Raw genomic sequence first — 19,278 nt, forward strand, 5'->3', positions numbered from 1 at the left:
CCCCCCCCCCCCCCCCCCACACACACACACAGCCACACCACTTCACGTTTGGCAGCCAACGCTCTTCCTCCGGGCTCAGCGCCAGGTGTTGGTGTCCACGATCTCGCCGGTCTCCACGTCGATGCGGCCCTGGAAATCACCCGCGTTGCGCGTGACCATGATCAGAAGAGGCCGCCCGTCCTGCAGGAAGGCGGCATAGAAGCCGTGCATGTCGTGCCGCTCGTACACCAGGTCACTCGGCGGGTGCAGCCGGAAGCGCTCCGAGCCGTCGGCCCGGTAGACCACCGCGTTGTCCGACGGGGTGAAGGGTGCGCTGTTGATGGCTTCCAGCACCAGCGGCTCGTCGTACTCCCGCCACGCCAGGACAATCTGTGGTGGCAGCTCGTACTGTTTCTCGACGTTCCCCGCCGGGCCGCTCCACCGGACCGTGGTGTCGCCCCGGGCCCAGGTGACCACGACGCCGGAATCGTCTTCTGTCACTTGGGAATCTCCCTGGGTGGGCCGACTGGGATCAGTCCGGCTCGGTCTTCGAAATTCCATGATCTCTATCTGACCCGCGCCGCCGGGAAGGTGTCCCAGCTTCGGCTGCCTTTCGGGGCACCACGGCCAGTGGTACCCGGGTCGGATGCGTGACCCCGATGTGGCCGCCGTCAGAGGTTCAGGCTGACAATCCAGTAGTCGTATTCCTCTGCGGTGATACCGCAGATGTGGTGGCCGGATGGGGACCGGGCGATGAATTCGATTCGTCCTTGGTCACCGATGCGGCGGCCTGTCTCGCGGCCCAGCGCATCCCGTTCGAAGGCGAGCCGTCGGCCCGAGGTGGGTCAGGTCAGTCCGGTGGCCGGCCGCATCGTACGTCCACTCGGCGGTCGCGCCGGACGGGGTGGTCCGGGAGACGACGCGGCTGAGCTCATCGTACGCACGGGTCAGGGTCCGCCCGTCGGCCGACTCCTCCCGGATCCGGCCGAACCGGTCGCGGAGGTACGTCACGGTGCCCCCGGGCCCGGTGACCGTTTCGATCCGGTCCGAGTAGTCGTACTCGTAGCGGGTGACCGCACCGTCCGACTCGTTCAGGATCAGGTTGTCGAGGACGTCGTACTCCAGGCGGACGGCCTGGCCTGCCGCATTGATGCGGGTGACCAGCCGACCGTCCGCGTCATGGACGTAGCGCAGGTTGCGGCCGTCGAAGTCGGTCTCCGACTCCGGCATACCGGCGGCGTCGTACAGGTACCGCCAGCTGAGCCCGTGCGGGTTGACCACCTCGCTCAGGCCCAGTCGTGCGTCGTGGACGAAGGTGGCTAGAAGTTGGGTGGGCCCTGAAGTTCTCCAAGCCGTCTCGCGAGGCTGGATGCGGACTCCTTGCCGCATGACAGGACAACGGAGAGTTTGCTGAGCGTCACACCCTCGGGTCGCTTGGTGTAGGACCACCGCTGACCAGCGCGCCATAGGCTTCTGAAAAACTCCTCGCGAGCAACGTCATCCCCGGAAAGGACGCTCTCCGCGGATTCGATGATCAGGACGTGGTAATCCGACGAAAGCCATCGGAGGTCGCGAAGGCAATCATAGAATGCATTCCAGTTCCATCCAAAATATTCGGGGAACTTTAGCAATTCATCGAACTGCTGAAACGTTGAGATCTCGTCGGGCATATCTTGCCCACTCAGGCGCACCACGTAAACGCTGCCCGACGTGGGCAGGAGTTCATCAAGAGGCATGCCACCGCCTGTCGTGATGATGTGCATCCACGGGGCGATACGGATTGCCGGTTCCTCTTCTGTCATCAGTTCACCCATCTGGGACTTTCGCCCACAATGTACGTCTGATAGTGAGTTGGAGTGTAGTAGGCGGACCCATCGCTGCCGAACACCCAGCGCTCACCGCCTGGCTTAGGGTTGTCTGGTGATGGGTAGGTCCCATATTCGTTATAGGTGATCGGCTTGCCTGAAGGTTCGTGGGTGGGAAGTTGGTAGCCGCCATTTTTGCCGCTGTTTTCAAATGGCTCAGTCCACCACTTCGGCCCATAGAAGCCGGGTCCACCCCCCCAGCCCCAACCTTCCTTGCGCACGTCCTGAAGGACTTCCATGGCCTCCTTAGGGATGGACTTGGGTACCCATCCTTCAATTTTGTCAACGTCCCCCAGCGTTTCTCCCGGGGTGAAGGCCGGGCAGCCTGCCAGCCCCATGGGGTCGACCCATGTGTGGGGATTGGGGACATAACCCGCCGGGTTGGGCGCTGGGGTGAGGCCCAGGGGGTCATGGCTGAGATAGCGGGCGGTTTCGGGGTCGTAGTGGCGGAAGTGGTTGTAGTGGAGGCCCGTTTCTGGGTCGAAGTACTGGCCTGGGAAGCGAAGTGGGGTGTACGCCCTGCTGGTGGACGCCCAGGTTGTGGTGCCCCACAGGGTGGTGCGGGTGTGCCAGGCCAGTGTGCCGGACTCGTCGATCAGTTCTGTGGGGGCGCCCACCAGGTCGGTGATGATGGTGAAGAAGCGGGTGTCTATGACCTCTTGGGGCGTTTTCCGGTCCAGGAGGCGTTCTCGCTGGGTCAGGGGCTGCAGGCCCTTGTGGTCCCAGGTGAGCACTATCGAATGGGAGAGGTCCGGCGATTCCGTTGTCTGTTCGCACAGGGTCGTGCCGTCCCAGGTGAACGTGACTTGTTCGAGGACCGTCGTGCCGTCGGCGGCGAGGCGCTGCTTAGAAGTGCGGCGGCCGAGGGCGTCGTACGCGTAGCGCCATACAGCGCCGTCGGGGGTGGTCACCGTACGCAAGCGGTCCTCGGCGTCCCACTCGTAGCGCCAGGTGTCCGGTTTGCCGGACAGGCGGGTTCTCCGGCGCAGGGTGACACGGCCCAATGCATCGTGCTCGTAGTGCATCCTGCCCGCGCGCGTGATCGTCGTGCCGGTGTACTCGCGAGGGCCCACGGCGTCCTGGCCGGGGTGGGTGGACGGCCAGGAGGCTGTCGTCTGGTTGCCCGCCTCGTCGTAGGCGTACCGCTCGGTCCAACCCTCCGCGCGGACGGCAGTGACCCGGCCGGCTGCGTCCAGGTCGAAGGTCTTCGCGCCCATGAGCTGATCGTCCAGGCCGATCAGGTTGCCGTCGGCACGGTACGTGTAGTCGCGGCGCTGGATGCTGTGACCGGCGCCGGTGACGTGTTGGGTGGTGAGGCGGCCCCCGTGGTCGTACCGGGACGACAGCGTGACCGTCTCGCCGATCCGGCGGGTGATCTCCTGGCCGACCGCGTCGTAGCCGAAGGTGATGGTGCTGCCGGACGTGGTCAGGGAGGTGCGGGAGCCGACCGCGTCGTAGGTCCAGGTGCTGACCGCCCCCGTCGGGGTCGTGCGGGTCGTGCGGCGGCCGAGCTCGTCGTACGCGTACGCCGTCGTCCCGCCGTTGACGGTCTCGAACTTGAGGCGGCCGTACCGGTCGCGGAGGCGCGTGAGCGTGGCATCCGCGTTGACCGCTTCCGCGAGTTGGTCGCCGGAGTCGTACGCGAATGTCGTCACAGCGCCCGCGGCGTCCTTGCGGACGACTCGGTCCAGCTCGTCCCGCTCGTAGCGGATGGTTTGGCCGAGCATGTCCGTCCGGGAAACGAGCCGCCCCGCCGCGTCCCTTTCGTACGTTAGCGTCCGGTCGCCGAAGTCGGTCTCGGACGTGACCCGGCCGACCGGGTCGTACACGTAGTCCCAGGTCAGGCCCTGGGGGTTGGTGACCTGAGTGAGGTGGAGATCGGTGTCGTAGCTGAACTCGTAGCGGAAACCGTCCGGCCCCGTGCGGGCGGTCAGGACATCGAAGTCCGTGTACTCGAAGGTCGTGACCCCGCCAAGAACGTCAACGTGGGCGACGCAGTTGCCCTCGCCGTCGTATGTCCATGACTGCTCGCTGCCGTCGGCCTCGATACGGCGGGCAAGTTTGCCCTCGACCGTCCACTCCAGGCGCGTGACGGCACCCAGCGGGTCGGTGATCGACGCGGCTCGGCTGAAGGCGTCACGCTCGTAGCGCGTGGTCGCCCCCAGCGGATCGGTTATGGCTAGGGGCAGACCGGCCTTGTCGGGAACGACTGTCGTGGTGTTCCCGAGCGCATCGGTGACGGAGGTGACGATGCCGGTCTCGTCGTAGGTGAAGTGGGTGGTTGCTCCGGACGGGTCTGTGACCGACGTCCGGTTGCCGTTTGTGTCGAATCTCTGACGCGTGACATTGCCGTCGGTACCAACGGCGCGTATCGGGAGCCCGATTTCGTTGTACTCGGCTCGTGCCTGCTGTCCGTCCGGGCGCTCGACCACGGTCACGCGGCCCCGCTCGTCGAAGGTGGCGCGGCTCACGTGGCCCAGCGGATCGGTCCGTGACAGCAGTCGGTTGTAGCGGTCGTATTCGAAGCGGGTGACCGCGCCCAGAGGGTCGATCTCGGCGACTACCTGTGAGCGGTCATTGATCAAGTAACGCTCGGTGTGCCCCAGACCGCTGGTGAGGGTGGTCATGCGGAGCCCGGTTGCGGGATCGACATCGTCCCAGGTGAAGGTGGATTCGAGGTGTCCGTTCGTGCCTGACTGGTAGGTGCAGCGGTCCTGATCGTCGTAGACGTAGTCGAAGCGGCTTCCGTTGGTGTCAGTCCACGAGGTGATGCGGCCGTGTTCGTCGCAGTCGAAGCTCAGGGGGCGGCCGGAGGAGTTGGTGACCGATGTGAGATGGCCATCGGTGTAGCCGTAGCGCAGGATCTCCTGGTCGGATCCGTCCGTCGCAGCTCCCTTGAGGTGGAGGGCCGTCACTCGGCCTGCGCTCGTGGTGAGCTTCAGGTGGTAGCCGGCGTGGTGGACGATCGCCGTCGGAGCACCCGCCTCGTCGTGCTCGAAGGTGACCCAGCGGCCGTTGCGGTCGTCGATCTGGGCCAGGAGCGCGAGCTCGTCGCTGTGGTCGGCGAAGTGCCAGACCCTGCCGGTGTCGGGATCGGTGATGGTGTAACCGCCCGGGACCCGGTCCAGTGGCCACTGCCTGCCGTGCGAGGGCATGACCGGAACCCCGGGGGCCGGGTGGGGATAGGCGAGGACACTGCCCTCGTCGCAGCTGAAGATCACGCCCGCAGAATCGATCTCCAGCCGCTGGTCAACCGTGGACGACCACGTTGACCCGAACCAGCGCCCGGAGCGGCGTGCGGAGTCGAAGGTGCGCCGGAAGACGAGGGGAAGCGCGCCGGGCAGAGCGATGTCGGTCGCGGGCAGCAGCATGCGGCCGGTCGCAATGTCGACCGGGTCCCTCCTGCACACCGTCTCGCCGCACCGCTTGCCGTTGCTGTCCGGGTTCTGTTCGTGATCCCCGCGGCTGCCGCCCGGCTTCTTGTCGTCCAGGTGCTTGGCGGCCGAGCCGAGCCTTTTCGCGGAGCCCAGGCCCTTGGAGCCGATGAGGTCCGGGATGAATTTGCCGATGCCCTCGTTGGAGTCCTTCATGAACTCGTCGAGCATCTGCTTGCCCGCGCCCCACGGGTCGTTGGCCATGGTGAGCAGGCCCGTGACCGTCGAGTTGAGGTTCGTCCGGTACTCGGCGGGATGCGAGATGTTGTAGAAGTCCAACGGGTTTAGCGCGCGGGCGAAGTTGAGGGTGCCGGCTGTGCCCTTGAGCACGCCGCCCGCAAAGTGCGTCTCGGCGAGCTCCAGGTAGTCCAGACCGTCGCTGAGCTGCTCGGAGTACGAGGGCTTCTTCGGGGCCTTGTCGCGGGCCGCGCAGACTGCCGTACGGGTCGTCTCCGCGACCTCGTTGCGCTGCTTGCGGGCGCTGGTGAGCTTTTCCTTGGCAGCGGAGGTGAGGGGCTTTCCGGGGTCGTCGAAGTCATCGGACGGCCTCGGCGGCAGGTGGTCCTGCTTCGCCTTCACCGCGTCCTTGTAGGCATCAGCCTGCTTGTCGTACGCGTTGCGGGCGTCGGAGGAGACCTTCTGCGCGTGCTCGTAGTCCGCCAGGGCCTCCTTCGCCTGGCCCTGCGCCCACTCCACGGTCTCGGCGAAACGGCCCATCGCGTCGGCGGCCTTGCCGAAGGCCTCGGCGGCCTCGAACCAGCGGGGCGGCTCCTTGGCCACCGCCTCCCGGAAGGCGTCCGCGGACTTGCCCTTGAGACCCTCGGGCTCCCCGATGCCCTTGAGGCCGTTGCCGACCTGCTCAAAGGAGGCCTTGAAGTCGTTCAGGTGCGAGACCTGGTCCCGTATCTTGGCGACGCTGCCATAGACCAGCTTCTTCGGATCGTCGGTCTGGCCGAGCTCGAGTTCCTCCACGTCCGCGCCGAGCCGGTTGGCGGCGGAGCGGCTCTTGTCGCGGATCCAGTCGCCGGCATCGTCGAGGCCGATGTCCTCCGCCACGTCGGCCGTCTTGTTGCCAGCCCACTCGATGGCGTCGCCGACCCCCTCGACGGCGTCCTCGGCCACGTCCTCGACCGAGTCGGGTATGTAGTCGCGCCATCCCATCAGTTACCGCCCCCGTTGCCGTCAGCCTGGTCCAGCAGGTCCTTCAGCGAACCGATCTTGCCGGTGGAGGTCAGCGTGTCCTTGGTCTCCGACCAGTTCTTCTTGATGTCCTCGCGGCTCTTCTCGAAGGACTCGGAGCTGTAGTCCGGCTTGTAGACATCAGCCCGCCAGATGTCGTCCCAGTCCTTCTTCTCGATCTCGTCCTCGCTCGCATGCGGATTGCCGTACGCGGCATTGGCGACCACCTTGAAGGCACCCTGCATGTACTGGTCCTCCTCCCAGATCGTGCCTGCGGCGATGCCGAGGGACTGGGCGAGGGTGCTGGCATCCTGTACGAGGCTCCGCACGCCCCACTCCCAGCGCTCGCAGAAGTCCTCGAAGTCGGCGGCCAGCCCAGCGTGCCCGGCCTCCATCCCCGTCATCGACAAGTTACTGAACCCCGCGCCCTGCGAGGCGCCCGCCGCGTCCGACGACTCACACAGCTCGGAGATCGCCGCGCGCAGACCGTCCTGAATGTTCTTGACCGCGGCAGGCGAGACCTCCAGGTCCCCATCGCCGGCCATCAGGCAGCGTCCCCGTGATCGACGTCCACCGCATACGCATCGGGGACGATCCCCGCGACCGGCGGAAAGAACATGGAACCGTCCTCGTCGGCCACGTTGACGGCGATACCCGCCGGTCCGTCGGCCATCGGGGCCACCGCATCCACAAGCCGCGCACCCAGGATCGAGAGGTAAGGCCACTCCCGGTCGGCCTCCGCACGCGCCTCCGCAAAGCGGGCCAGCGCCTCTTCATCCGTGAACGCATACAGCCAACGGATCCCGCCCCGGACTGCGGACATCAGGCCGCCATGGGAACCGTCAGGGTCGCTGAGACCGTTGGCGTCGGCGGCGAGCGGAACGAGCAGCACAGCCCGTCGGAACTCACCCACCAACCGAGCCGGATCACCCCCGCCATCCCGGATGGCTGCTATCTCCCCGGTCAATTCCATGATCTTCATCCCCCAAGTGCTGGTCAGCGACCCAGAGGGAACCGTATCTTGGGTGATTGCGCCGCTTTCAGGGGGATCTCTGCCGTGCGACGTGTCGCCTACGGTCCGGCGCCAGGGGTTCGAGTTCATCGGCGAAGTGGGAACGCACCTCCTGTTCGGAGGCACCGTCCTGAACATCGACACAGAGCCTGCTCCCCGAGGTCGATCTGGCAGCGTCCGAAGCGGCGGCCAAACTGGTGCCTCGTGCCCGCCCGTCCGCGTCCTGACCAGGGGATGACGGACCGTCCGCTCACGCAGAGGTTCGAAAACGACTGAGCGCCCCGCCCGGCCGAAACCGGGTGGGGCGCTCAGTCGCAGGTCAGGGGGTGTTTCCTTGACCCAGGAGCGGTAGGCCATGTCGGACTCGAACCGACAACCAACGGATTAAAAGTCCGCTGCTCTGCCAATTGAGCTAATGGCCCTCCACGTGCTCACCCCAGAGCATAGCCGGACCGCACGGGCCAGCCGATCGGATATCGGTTGACCGGCCCGGTCGTCATCAGTTCAGGCGGGCTGTGCACCCCAGCCTCCGCCGTTTTGCACGTGCTTGTCCAACTTGCCCGTGCCCTGGCCGGTGTAGCGCCGGAGCACGACAGGGCCCGTACGACACCTGGTGTCGTACGGGCCCTGTCAGGCGATCAGTTCAGCTGGGATCAGCCGTTGCGCTTCCAGCGCGGCTTGTCGTCACGACGGCCGCCGAAGGAACCGGTGGAACCGGTGGAACCGGAGCCGGAGGGGCGGTGGTCGTCGCGGCGGCCGTACGGGCGGTCGCCGGCGCCGCCGGAGCGGAAGCCACCGGACGGACGGTCGCTGCTGCCGGAGCGGAAGCCACCGGACGGACGGTCGCTGCTGCCGGAGCGGAAGCCACCCGAGGGACGGTCGTCGCGGCGGAAGCCGCCACCACGGTTGTCGTCACGACGGTCGTCGCGGTTGTAGGTGCCGGACCCGGACGGACGGTCGCCACCGGAGCGGAAGCCACCGGACGGGCGGTCGCCACCGGAGCGGAAGCCACCGGACGGGCGGTCGCCACCGGAGCGGAAGCCACCACGGTCGCCACCGCGGTCACCGCGGTCGTCGCGGTTGAAGCCACCGGACGGACGGTCGTCGCGACGGAAGCCGCCACCACGGTTGTCGTCGCGGCGGAAGCCGCCCGACGGACGGTCGCCACCGGAGCGGAAGCCGCCACGGTCGCCACCGCGGTCACCGCGGTCGTCACGGTTGAAGCCACCGGACGGACGGTCGTCACGGCGGAAGCCGCCACGGTCGCCACCACGGTTGTCGTCACGACGGTCGCCACCGGAGCGGAAGCCGCCCGACGGACGGTCGCCGCCGGAGCGGAAGCCGCCACGGTCGCCACCGCGGTCGCCACCACGGTCGCCACGGTCGTCACGACGGTTGTCGCGGCGCTCGTAGTTGCCCCGGTCGTCGCGGCTCTGGAAGGCCGGGCGCTCCTCGGCGACCGGCGCGGCCGCGGCGAGAGCGGCGACCTCGGCAACAGCGGCCTCGGCCACCTCGGCGACAGCGGCCTCCGGGTCCTCGCCACGCTCACGGGCGGAACGGGCGACGAGGCGGTCGGCCTCCTCGCGCAGCTCCGCGGCGCGGCGGGTCAGGCGCTCCAGCTGCTTCGTCAGGTCGGCGACCTCGCGCTCGGCCTGCTTGGCGGCGTTGTTCGCGGAGTCGGCCTGGACCTGGGTCAGCGAACGCGCACCGGTGATCTCGGCGACCTCGGGGTCGAAGGCGCCGACACCCTGGACGATGTGGCGCGAGGCGTCCACGCCCGCGTCCTCCATCAGGCGGAAGATCTGGCGGCGCTGGTGCGGCAGGGCGAGGGAGACCACGACACCCGACTTGCCGGCGCGGGCGGTACGGCCCGAGCGGTGCAGGTAGTCCTTGTGGTCGCCGGCCGGGTCCACGTTGAGGACCAGGTCGATGCCGTCGACGTGGATACCGCGGGCGGCGACGTCGGTGGCGACGAGCGCGTTGACGTAGCCGTCCTTGAAGTCCGCGAGGACGCGGGTGCGGGCACCCTGCGTCATGCCGCCGTGCAGCGCGTCGGCCTTCACGCCGGACTCGATGAGCTGCTCGGCGATGCGGTCGGCGCCCAGCTGGGTGCGGACGAAGATGATGGTGCGGCCCTTGCGGGCGGCGATGGCGGCCGTGACCGGCGCCTTGTCCTTCGGCTTCACGACGAGGACGTGGTGCGTCATGGTCGTGACGTTGCCCTGGGCGCTGTCGACCTCGTGCGTGACGGGGTTGGACAGGTAGCGCTTGACCAGGGTGCCGATCTCGTTCTCCATGGTGGCGGAGAAGAGCATGCGCTGGCCGCCGCCGGGGATCTGGTCGAGCAGCTCGGTGACCTCGGGCAGGAAGCCCAGGTCAGCCATCTGGTCGGCCTCGTCGAGGACCGCGATCTTGACGTTCTCCAGGGAGCAGGCGCCGCGGTTGATGATGTCGCGCAGACGGCCCGGGGTGGCGACGAGGACGTCGACACCGCGCTCCAGGGCGTAGATCTGGTTGCTCATGGAGGTACCGCCGCAGACGACCTTCATCTTCAGGCCGAGGACGTCGCCGTAGGGCTGGAGGGCGTCCGCGACCTGCATCGCGAGCTCACGCGTCGGCGTGAGGATGATCGCGCGGGGCTTCTTCTTCTCGGTGTGCCCGCCGGCCAGCGAAGCCAGGGTCGGCAGACCGAAGGAGAGGGTCTTGCCGGAGCCGGTGCGGCCACGGCCGAGGATGTCCTTGCCGGCCAGGGCGTCCGGGATGGTCGCGGCCTGGATCGGGAAGGGGGAGGTGACGCCGTTCTGGGCGAGCTTGCGCACGATGCCCTCGGGCAGACCGAGGTCGCCGAAGGTGATCGTGGGCTCCGCGTCAGCGGCAGCGTCGTCGTCGAAGTCGTCGGTGGACTGGTCGGTCGTCACGTCGGCCTCAAGAGCCTCGATGATCTCGTCCGCCTCGATGGCCTCAATGGCCTCGGTGACCACAAGGGCCTCAGCGTCGACGATCTCGTTGGAGTCGTTCTCGGGCATGACGGCACGGTCAGAACTGGAAATGGACATGCGAAATGCGAAACCTTCCGGAGTCTCGGCACGCGCCCAAACTCCGTGAATCGCAAATCGACCGCCTCAATGCGGTCAGCCACGGCTAGGGAGAGTACGCGCCACACGGCGCTCTTCGGATTCGGCGCCGGGCAATGGGATCAAACGATCTATAACCATACGCACCCTCCCCGGGGTCTGGCAAGTCGCTCCGGCTATAACCCTTCCCACCTGCGACGATGCCTCCTGCCCCAAGATCCCGGGGACCCGGGCCGGCTACCGGAGGGCCTGCGGCCGGCCGCCGGGATCGGTGCTCGGCTGCGGCTCCGGAGGCGTCGGCGTCGGCGTGGGTTCCGTCACAGGGGGCTCGGACGTCGGCGGCTCCGGGGTCGGGGTGGGACCGGTACCACCCGCTCCGCCGGCCCCGCCGTCCGTGCCCGCCCCCGCCGAGCCGCCGCCTCCGGACGCGCCACCGGCCGTGGGGGGTTCCTGGGGGCCCTGGCCGCCGGCCCCGCCGCCCGGTCCGGCCGTCGGCGAGGGGGCACCCGGCCGGCCCGCGGGCGCGCCCGGGCTGGGCGACGCGCCGGTCGCGCCGGAGGCCTTGCCGTCCTCCCCGGGTTTGCCGTCCTGCTTGGCCCCGGCCTCCTTCGTGCCGTGGCCGTTGCCGTGGACACCGGAGCCCCGGCCGGCCGTGGAACCTCCGGCGGACTCGGCGGCCGAATCCTGGCGGCCCGCCGGGGAGGAGGGCCCGGGCTTCGCGGCGTCCTCGCCGACACTCATGCAGCCCGCCGTCGCCGCGACCGCGAGCGCGGTGACGGCCAGTCGGAGGGAAGCGGACAACTGGCGCACTGGGGGGCACCTCCGGAACAGGGCACGGGTCCGCGGTGAGCGGGTCAATGAGCCCAACTCTCTTTACCCCGTAAGAGACACGCCCCTCAGGCCAACAGCTCCCGCGCCACCTGCGATCCGAGATGTACGGCGCCCAGCCCGACCAGCACCGACACCGCCACGTTCGCCGCCGCCAGGAACTTCCAGCCGCGCTCGGCCAGCCGCAGCGTCTCGTACGAGACGGTCGAGTACGTGCTCAGCGCCCCGCACAAACCCGTCCCCAGCAGCAGGCTCAGCCGCGACGAGGCCGCCCCCGCCAGCACCGCCCGGTCAGCGCGCCCAGCACCAGTCACGCGACGGCGTTCACCCGTGAAGGTGCCCCACGGGAAAACCGAGTCGTGGCGCGCCTGCACCGCACGGTCGGTCAGATAGCGCAACGGCGCCCGGCCGCCGCCCGCCCGCCCTCGCTGATCAGCACCATCAGTACGCCGATCAGCCCACAGCCCGCCACATTTGGTCCAGAAGGTCGCCCACGGAAACGCCCCGGGCCCGGCCGGCCACAGCAGCGCCGCCCCGTACCGCGCGCACGCCCCGACCGCACCGCCCGCCGCCACCGCGGTGAGCACCCGCCCCTGCGGCTCGGCCCGCTGGGCGGGCATGTAGATCGACATCCGGATCGATCGCCTCGGCCCCCTCCACCGGCCGGGTCATCCGTAGCCCAGCGAGTGCAGCCGCTCGTCGTCGATCCCGAAGTGATGGGCGATCTCGTGCACCACGGTGACCTCCGTCTCGGCGACCACGCTCTCCCGGTCCTCGCACATCCGCAACGTGGGGTTCCGGTAGATGGTGATCCGGTCCGGGAGCACCCCGGCGTACCACTCCCCGCGGTCCGTCAGCGGGGTTCCCTCGTACAGGCCGAGCAGCTCGGGGTCTTCGGCCGGGGGCTCGTCCTCGACGAACACCGCCACGTTGTCCATCAGCCGCGTCAGCTCCGGCGGGATCCGGTCCAGGGCCTCTGCGACGAGCTCTTCGAACTCCTCGCGCGTCATCTCCAGCACCGGGCCATTGTCGCCCCGGTGGGGGCACCTCCCGCGTGCGGGGGAGAAACCGTTTTGGCGATAGCTCCCCGGATCCCATATGCTTCTCACGTCCCCGACGCGCTGAAAAGTGCCCGGCGGGCCTTTAGCCCTCATCGTCTAGTGGCCCAGGACGCCGCCCTTTCAAGGCGGTAGCACGGGTTCGAATCCCGTTGGGGGTACGCAACACCATGTGCAAGACTTGCTCTTGCACAAACCAGGTCCTGTGGAGCAGTTGGTTAGCTCGCCACCCTGTCAAGGTGGAGGTCGCGGGTTCAAGTCCCGTCAGGATCGCTGAGGCCGGAAACGGTCTCGTGGCTGGGTAGCTCAGTTGGTACGAGCGATCGCCTGAAAAGCGATAGGTCGCCGGTTCGACCCCGGCCCCAGCCACAACGAAAAGAAGGCCCCGTCCATCGGACGGGGCCTTCTTGCGTTACTCCGCCTCCGCCGCCTCCGCCGCCTCCCGCTCCTTGCGGCGCCACTGCGCCAGGCCCACGGCCGCCGCCCCTACGGCGACCAGCCCGAGCACCGCCCAGTCCGGGACGCCGTCCGTGAGGGACCGGACCCACTGCTCCACCGCGTACGAGTCGTCCACGTCCAGCAGCCCGGGCAGGGCGCTCGCCCCGTCGTAGACGAGGAACAGGGCGCCCAGAGTGATGAAGAACAGCCCGGACAGGACGGAGGTGGTGTGCAGTTCGAGGCGGCCCACCGTGACCGCCCGGCCGCGCAGCCAGCGCCGCCCGCCCAGGTCGAACCGCTCCCACAGCAGGGCCAGCAGGAACAGCGGTACGGCCATCCCCAGCGCGTACACCGCCAGCAGCAGGCCGCCGTAGACCGGGCTGCCGCTGACCGCCGCCACCGTCAGGACGCTGCCCAGGATCGGGCCGGCGCAGAAGCCGGCCAGGCCGTAGACCGCGCCCAGGGCGTACACCGACAGGGCGGTGGTCGGCCGGATCCTGCCCGAGAGCTCCGCCATCCGCCGGGAGGCGAAGCCGAGGCCCAGGATCTGCGCGACCCCGAGCGCGATGATCAGCCAGCCCCCGGCCAGCACCAGCCCGTCGCGGTTGCTGTGGAAGAACCGCCCGGCGTACGAGCCGGCCGCGCCCAGCGGGACGAGGGTGCTCGCGAGGCCGGCGTAGAAGATCCCGGTGCGCGCCAGCAGCCGCGAGGCGGAGTCGATGGAGTACGCGAAGAAGGCCGGCAGCAGCAGCGCGCTGCACGGGCTGAGCAGCGCGAGGAGACCGCCCAGCAGGGCGGCCAGGTACCCGATGCCGGTCACCGCTTCGCCGCCCCGGCGGCGGGCTGCGCCTGGGCCTTGGCCCTGGCGATCGCCGAGGCGAAGGCCTCCAGCGGCTGGGCGCCCGCGATCGGCTGCCCGTTGACCAGGAAGGACGGGGTGGAGCTGACGCCGATGCGGTAACCCTCCTCCTGGTCCCTGCGCAGGGCGGCGGTGGCGGCCTCGCCGGCCATGTCCTCCTTGAAGCGCTCCAGGTCCGGGACCCCGGCCTGCTGCGCCAGCTCGACCAGCCGCGCCTCGCCGAAGCCCTTCTCCTTGGCGCCCTCGGCGTACGCGGCCGCGTGGAACTGCGCGAACCGGTCCTGCTGCCCGGCGGCCCAGGCGGCCTTGGCGGCGGTCTCGGAGTCGGCTCCGAAGATCGGGAAGTTGCGCCACTCGATGCGCAGGGTGCCGTCCTCGACGTACTTCTTCAGCAGCTCGGGTTCGGTGTCGCGGGCGAACTTGCCGCAGTAGCCGCACTTGAAGTCGGAGTACTCGATCAGCACGACGGGCGCGTCGGCGCGGCCGACCGCCAGCTTGTCGCCGGACTCGCGCCGGGCGAGGGCCTTGAGCTCCGCGTGGGCCTCGGAAGCCTGGGGCGCGGCCGCCGAGGAGGTCCTGGCAGGGGTGTCCTCGGGCGCCGTGGCCTGCCAGGACACGAGGCCGAGGGTGACGGCGGCGAGCGCGACGCCCGCGGAGATGAGGATCGGCTTGCGGGAGGAAGAAGACATGGGGTGCTCCAGAACAGCGGTTGGTGAGGCGGACCGGCGGATTCGACCGGCCCTCCTACACCCGCATCACGGACAGCTCCACCGGCCCCGGTGCGGGCTGATCCGGCCCGCGTACGAGGACCCGCGCGGGCAGCGTCCACCCGCCACCGGCCTGCTCCGCCGCGGTCCGCCCCACCGGTACATGCGCCTGCTCCCCGCCCCCGCGCGGCGGCACGACGGGAGCCTGCCCGTGATCCGGCGCCCCGGGGGCACAGGCCGGGCCCTGCCCATGGCCCGTGAGGGCCGCGACCGGCACCGCACGTCCATCGCCGCGCACGGACGCGGGCTCGGGCCCGGCAGCGGGGCCCACACGTCCATTGCCCTGCACGGACGCGGACGCAGGCTCCGCGGCGGGCGCAGCCGGCCACGCGGCTCCAACGGACGCGGCCACCGCAAAAGGCCCGACGGCCCCGGAGGGCCCTGCCACCACGGCCGCGCCGGGCGCAGCGGCTCCGCCCGGCGCAGCCGGGACAGCCGACGCAGCCGGGACAGCCGGCGCAGCCAGGACAGCCGGCGCAGCCGGGACAGCCGGGACAGCCGGGACAGCCGGCGCAGCCGGGACAGCCGGGACAGCCGGGACAGCGCCCCCGGCCAGACCCGGCGCAGCCAGGGCAACCACGCACACCGCCAGCGCAGCGACCAGGCACCACACTCCACGGGCGGCGCGGGACATGGCAGGCCTCTCACTCATACGGCGGGTCGCTTCAGGTGATCTAGTCCCGAAATGGTACGGGGACGGTACACAAATGCGTTCGCCACCCGGCGCCCACGGGTGAGATCCTCGACCAGGTATGTCTACTTCCTTCGCCGCCCTGCAGACGCTTCTCGGGGAGATCTCCCTCCGTGACGCGCACCGCCTCGGCCGCCGCCTCGAAGGCGCCCGCCGCATCCGCAAGCCCGAGGCCAAGCAGGCCGTGCTCGACGAGATCGCCGCGGAGGCCGAGAAGGCCGCCGCGCGACTGGCCGGGCGCGCCTCGCGGATGCCGGAGGTCACGTATCCCGAGAACCTGCCCGTCAGCCAGAAGAAGGACGAGATCGCCGAGGCGATACGCGACCACCAGGTCGTGATCGTCGCGGGCGAGACCGGATCCGGCAAGACCACTCAGATCCCCAAGATCTGCATGGAGCTGGGCCGCGGCGTCCGGGGCATGATCGGGCACACCCAGCCCCGCCGGATCGCCGCCCGCACGGTCGCGGAGCGGATCGCCGAGGAGCTGAAGTCCGAGATCGGCCAGACGGTCGGCTGGAAGGTCCGCTTCACCGACCAGGTGGACCAGGACGCGACCTTCGTGAAGCTGATGACGGACGGCATCCTGCTCGCCGAGATCCAGACGGACCGCGAGCTGCGCGCCTACGACACGATCATCATCGACGAGGCCCACGAGCGCTCGCTCAACATCGACTTCCTGCTCGGCTATCTGGCCACGCTGCTGCCGAAGCGCCCCGACCTCAAGGTCGTCATCACCTCGGCGACGATCGACCCGGAGCGTTTCTCGCGCCACTTCGGCGAGGCGCCGATCGTCGAGGTCAGCGGCCGTACGTATCCGGTGGAGGTCCGCTACCGCCCGCTCCTCGAAGAGGACAGCGACGACAGCGACCGCGACCAGATCACGGCCATCTGCGAGGCCGTGGACGAGCTCCAGTCCGAGGGGCCGGGCGACATCCTGGTCTTCCTCTCCGGCGAGCGCGAGATCCGCGACACGGCGGACGCCCTGAACAAGCGGAACCTCCCCCGCGCCCGAGGCGCTCATGGGCACGGCACGGAGGTCCTCCCACTCTACGCACGCCTCTCGCACGCCGAGCAGCACCGTGTGTTCCAGCAGCACACCGGCAGAAGGATCGTCCTCGCGACCAACGTCGCCGAGACCTCCCTCACCGTCCCGGGCATCAAGTACGTGATCGACCCGGGCAATGCCCGTATCTCCCGCTACAGCCACCGCACCAAGGTCCAGCGTCTGCCCATCGAGCGGATCTCGCAGGCCAGCGCCAACCAGCGCAAGGGCCGCTGCGGCCGTACCTCGGACGGCATCTGCATCCGCCTCTACTCCGAGGACGACTTCAACGGCCGCCCGGAGTTCACGGACGCCGAGATCCTGCGCACCAACCTGGCCTCCGTGATCCTCCAGATGACCGCGGCCGGCCTGGGCGAGATCGAGAAGTTCCCCTTCATCGACCCGCCGGACCACCGCAACATCCGTGACGGCGTCCAGCTTCTCCAGGAGCTCGGCGCGCTCGACCCGTCCGAGAAGGACCACACGAAGCGGCTCACGCCGATGGGCCGCCAGCTCTCCCAGCTGCCCGTCGACCCGCGCCTGGCCCGCATGGTCGTGGAGGCGGACAAGAACAACTGCGTCCGCGAGGTCATGGTCATCGCGGCGGCCCTGTCCATCCAGGACCCGCGCGAGCGGCCCTCGGACAAGCAGACGCAGGCCGACCAGAACCACGCCCGCTTCAAGGACGAGACCAGCGACTTCCTCTCGTTCCTGAACATGTGGCGCTACGTCCGCGAGCAGCAGAAGGAGCGCGGCTCGTCCTCGTTCCGCCGGATGTGCAAGCAGGAGTACCTGAACTTCCTGCGGATCCGCGAGTGGCAGGACATCTACTCGCAGCTGCGTACGGTCGCCAAGACGATGGGCCTCCACGTCGAGGAGCCCTCGGCGGGTACAGACGCCCCCGAGCAGCACATCCACATCTCGCTGCTGGCCGGTCTGCTCTCGCACATCGGGCTCAAGGACACCGACAAGAACGAGTACCTGGGCGCCCGCAGCGCCAAGTTCGCGATCTTCCCGGGTTCGGCGCTCTTCAAGAAGCAGCCGAAGTTCCTGATGTCGGCGGAGCTGGTGGAGACCTCGCGCCTGTGGGCCCGGGTCAACGCCAAGGTCGAGCCCGAATGGGTCGAGCCTCTCGCCCAGCACCTGATCAAGCGCACGTACAGCGAGCCGCACTGGGAGAAGGACCAGGCGGCCGTGATGGCGTACGAGAAGGTCACGCTGTACGGCGTACCGATCGTCGCCCAGCGGAAGATCAACTACGGCCGGATCGACGCCGAGGTCTCGCGCGAGCTGTTCATCCGCAACGCGCTGGTCGAGGGCGACTGGCGGACCCACCACAAGTTCTACGCCGACAACCGCAAGCTCCTCACCGAGGTGGAGGAGCTGGAGAACCGGGCCCGGCGCCGGGACATCGTGGTCGACGACGAGACCCTGTTCGACTTCTACGACCAGCGGATCCCCGAGCACGTGGTCTCCGGGGCGCACTTCGACTCCTGGTGGAAGCACAAGAAGCGCGAGGAGCCCGAACTCCTCGACTTCGAGCGCGAGATGCTGCTGACCGAGAAGGCCGCCGGGGTCACCAAGGCCGACTATCCGGACTCCTGGCGGCAGGGGCAGCTCAAGTTCCGGGTGACCTACCAGTTCGAGCCGGGCGCGGACGCGGACGGCGTGACCGTGCACATCCCGCTCCAGGTGCTGAACCAGGTCACCGACGAGGGCTTCGACTGGCAGATCCCGGGTCTGCGGGAAGAGGTGGTCACCGAGCTGATCCGCTCCCTCCCGAAGCCGATCCGCCGGCACTACGTGCCCGCGCCGAACTTCGCGACCCGCTTCCTGGCCACGGCCGTTCCGTCGGCCTCTGGCCGCGATCAGACACAGCAGGAGCCCCTGCACGTCACCCTGGCGCGTGAGCTCCAGCGGATGGTCGGGGTCCCGGTCTCCGCCGAGGACTTCGACCTGACCCGGATCCCGGACCACCTGAAGATCACCTTCCGGATCGTCGACGAGCGCCGCAAGAACCTCGCCGAGGACAAGGACCTGGAGGCCCTGCGGCTCAAGCTCAAGCCCAAGGCCCGCCAGGCCCTGTCCAAGGCCGCGGCGGCCACCGCCGAGCGCGCGGGCGGGGAGTCGGTGGAGCGCACCGGCCTGACCGACTGGACCATCGGCACGCTGACCAAGGTGTTCGAGACGCGCCGCGCCGGCCAGCCCGTGAAGGCCTACCCGGCGCTCGTGGACGCGGGGACGAGTGTGTCCGTACGCCTCTTCGACACCGAGGCCGAGCAGCAGCGGGCGATGTGGCTCGGCACCCGGAAGCTGATCCTCCTCAACATCCCGGTGAATCCGGCGAAGTTCGCCTCGGACAAGCTCACCAACCAGCAGAAGCTGGCCCTCTCGCGCAATCCGCACGGCTCCATCCAGGCCCTGTTCGACGACTGCGCGACCGCGGCGACGGACAAGCTGATCGCCGACCACGGGGGCCCGGCCTGGGACGAGGCCTCGTTCCGGAAGCTCTACGACGCCGTACGGGCCGACCTGGTGGACACGACCGTACGGACCGTCGGGCAGGTGCAGCAGATCCTGGCCGCCTGGCAGGCCTGCGAGCGGCGCCTGAAGGCCACCCAGAGCCTCGCCCTGATGGCGAATCTGCAGGACGTGAAGGCGCAGCTGGCGGCGCTCATGCCGGCCGGCTTCGTGACCCTCACCGGGCTGCGCCGGCTGCCCGACCTGATGCGCTACCTGGTGGCGATCGACCGGCGGCTCCAGCAGATGCCCACGGGCGTCCAGCGCGACACCACGCGCATGGAGAAGGTCCACGAGATGCGGGACGAGTACGCCTGGCTGCTGGAGCAGTTGCCGAAGGGCCGGCCGGTCCCCGCGGAGGTCACCGAGATCCGCTGGATGATCGAGGAACTGCGGGTCAGTTACTTCGCCCACGCGCTCGGGACGGCGTACCCGATCTCCGACAAGCGGATCGTGAAGGCGGTGGACGCGGCGGCACCGTGAGGCGCCTCGTGACCCTCCCCGCGACCGGGTTCGACTGCACCCCCTGAGC

The 19,278-nt window shown here is 69.1% G+C and carries 14 protein-coding genes and 4 tRNA genes; 4 read left to right on the forward strand and 14 right to left on the reverse strand.

Features of this window, described 5'->3' with window-relative positions:
- Nucleotides 1-75 precede the first annotated feature (75 nt).
- The 11 genes from J7I97_RS32475 to J7I97_RS32525 all read right to left on the reverse strand — a co-directional run bounded on the left by J7I97_RS32475 (nt 76) and on the right by J7I97_RS32525 (nt 12,390).
- Entirely contained in the window at nt 76-480 is a 405-nt protein-coding gene (locus tag J7I97_RS32475; protein WP_214942349.1) for a hypothetical protein, read from the reverse strand.
- Between the two features lie 273 nt (nt 481-753).
- The gene (locus J7I97_RS32480; protein ID WP_214942352.1) at nt 754-1,260 is read right to left on the reverse strand and encodes a hypothetical protein; all 507 of its coding nucleotides are present in this window, start codon (nt 1,258-1,260) and stop codon (nt 754-756) included.
- 38 nt (nt 1,261-1,298) lie between these two features.
- Nucleotides 1,299-1,781 carry a barstar family protein gene (locus J7I97_RS32485; protein WP_214942355.1) on the reverse strand — a complete coding sequence of 161 codons (483 nt, stop codon included), beginning with the start codon at nt 1,779-1,781 and terminating at the stop codon, nt 1,299-1,301.
- Nucleotides 1,781-6,439 carry a putative T7SS-secreted protein gene (locus J7I97_RS32490; protein ID WP_214942358.1) on the reverse strand — a complete coding sequence of 1,553 codons (4,659 nt, stop codon included), beginning with the start codon at nt 6,437-6,439 and terminating at the stop codon, nt 1,781-1,783. The genes J7I97_RS32485 and J7I97_RS32490 overlap by 1 nt, the downstream gene beginning before the upstream one ends.
- Nucleotides 6,439-7,002 carry a hypothetical protein gene (locus tag J7I97_RS32495; RefSeq protein WP_214942361.1) on the reverse strand — a complete coding sequence of 188 codons (564 nt, stop codon included), beginning with the start codon at nt 7,000-7,002 and terminating at the stop codon, nt 6,439-6,441. Before J7I97_RS32495 ends, J7I97_RS32490 begins: the two co-directional genes overlap by 1 nt.
- Complete coding sequence (locus J7I97_RS32500) at nt 7,002-7,430, reverse strand: SseB family protein (protein WP_214942450.1); 429 nt, start codon at nt 7,428-7,430, stop codon at nt 7,002-7,004. Before J7I97_RS32500 ends, J7I97_RS32495 begins: the two co-directional genes overlap by 1 nt.
- A 388-nt stretch (nt 7,431-7,818) precedes the next feature.
- Nucleotides 7,819-7,891, reverse strand: a tRNA-Lys gene (locus tag J7I97_RS32505).
- 231 nt (nt 7,892-8,122) lie between these two features.
- Complete coding sequence (locus tag J7I97_RS32510) at nt 8,123-10,525, reverse strand: DEAD/DEAH box helicase (protein WP_214942362.1); 2,403 nt, start codon at nt 10,523-10,525, stop codon at nt 8,123-8,125.
- A 255-nt stretch (nt 10,526-10,780) separates the two neighbouring features.
- Nucleotides 10,781-11,353, reverse strand: a complete 573-nt coding sequence (locus J7I97_RS32515) for a hypothetical protein (protein ID WP_214942363.1) — start codon at nt 11,351-11,353, stop codon at nt 10,781-10,783.
- Nucleotides 11,354-11,439: 86 nt separating this feature from the next.
- On the reverse strand, nt 11,440-11,835 hold the full coding sequence (locus tag J7I97_RS32520; protein ID WP_214942453.1) for a CrcB family protein: 396 nt from the start codon (nt 11,833-11,835) through the stop codon (nt 11,440-11,442).
- A 204-nt stretch (nt 11,836-12,039) separates the two neighbouring features.
- Complete coding sequence (locus J7I97_RS32525; RefSeq protein ID WP_214942364.1) at nt 12,040-12,390, reverse strand: metallopeptidase family protein; 351 nt, start codon at nt 12,388-12,390, stop codon at nt 12,040-12,042.
- 127 nt (nt 12,391-12,517) lie between these two features.
- On the opposite strand from J7I97_RS32525, the gene J7I97_RS32530 reads away from it, so the two are divergent.
- From J7I97_RS32530 to J7I97_RS32540, 3 genes are all read left to right on the forward strand, one after another.
- Nucleotides 12,518-12,590: transfer RNA gene (locus tag J7I97_RS32530), tRNA-Glu, on the forward strand.
- Between the two features lie 38 nt (nt 12,591-12,628).
- A tRNA-Asp gene (locus J7I97_RS32535) sits at nt 12,629-12,702 on the forward strand.
- Nucleotides 12,703-12,724: 22 nt separating this feature from the next.
- Nucleotides 12,725-12,798, forward strand: a tRNA-Phe gene (locus tag J7I97_RS32540).
- Between the two features lie 43 nt (nt 12,799-12,841).
- Here J7I97_RS32540 and J7I97_RS32545 read toward each other — a convergent pair.
- The 3 genes from J7I97_RS32545 to J7I97_RS32555 are packed head-to-tail and all read right to left on the reverse strand — an operon-like array spanning nt 12,842 to nt 14,629.
- Nucleotides 12,842-13,687, reverse strand: a complete 846-nt coding sequence (locus J7I97_RS32545) for a cytochrome c biogenesis CcdA family protein (protein ID WP_214942365.1) — start codon at nt 13,685-13,687, stop codon at nt 12,842-12,844.
- Nucleotides 13,684-14,415 (reverse strand): thioredoxin domain-containing protein, encoded by a 732-nt coding sequence (locus J7I97_RS32550; RefSeq protein WP_214942366.1) that lies wholly within the window; start codon nt 14,413-14,415, stop codon nt 13,684-13,686. Before J7I97_RS32550 ends, J7I97_RS32545 begins: the two co-directional genes overlap by 4 nt.
- Before the next feature lie 55 nt (nt 14,416-14,470).
- Entirely contained in the window at nt 14,471-14,629 is a 159-nt protein-coding gene (locus J7I97_RS32555; protein WP_214942367.1) for a hypothetical protein, read from the reverse strand.
- A gap of 616 nt (nt 14,630-15,245) precedes the next feature.
- Between J7I97_RS32555 and hrpA the strand changes: the two genes are divergently transcribed.
- Nucleotides 15,246-19,229 carry an ATP-dependent RNA helicase HrpA gene (gene hrpA / locus J7I97_RS32560; RefSeq protein ID WP_214942369.1) on the forward strand — a complete coding sequence of 1,328 codons (3,984 nt, stop codon included), beginning with the start codon at nt 15,246-15,248 and terminating at the stop codon, nt 19,227-19,229.
- Nucleotides 19,230-19,278 lie beyond the last annotated feature (49 nt).

This window comes from Streptomyces sp. ISL-87, assembly GCF_018614095.1.
Taxonomy (GTDB): domain Bacteria; phylum Actinomycetota; class Actinomycetes; order Streptomycetales; family Streptomycetaceae; genus Streptomyces.

Bases quoted from the DNA above. Each gene is read 5' to 3' on its own strand.
- hrpA (WP_214942369.1), top strand. From the start codon at position 15,246: ATGTCTACTTCCTTCGCCGCCCTGCAGACGCTTCTCGGGGAGATCTCC.
- J7I97_RS32510 (WP_214942362.1), bottom strand. From the start codon at position 10,525: ATGTCCATTTCCAGTTCTGACCGTGCCGTCATGCCCGAGAACGACTCC.
- J7I97_RS32490 (WP_214942358.1), bottom strand. From the start codon at position 6,439: ATGGGATGGCGCGACTACATACCCGACTCGGTCGAGGACGTGGCCGAG.
- J7I97_RS32495 (WP_214942361.1), bottom strand. From the start codon at position 7,002: ATGGCCGGCGATGGGGACCTGGAGGTCTCGCCTGCCGCGGTCAAGAAC.
- J7I97_RS32485 (WP_214942355.1), bottom strand. From the start codon at position 1,781: ATGACAGAAGAGGAACCGGCAATCCGTATCGCCCCGTGGATGCACATC.
- J7I97_RS32500 (WP_214942450.1), bottom strand. From the start codon at position 7,430: ATGGAATTGACCGGGGAGATAGCAGCCATCCGGGATGGCGGGGGTGAT.
- J7I97_RS32550 (WP_214942366.1), bottom strand. From the start codon at position 14,415: ATGTCTTCTTCCTCCCGCAAGCCGATCCTCATCTCCGCGGGCGTCGCG.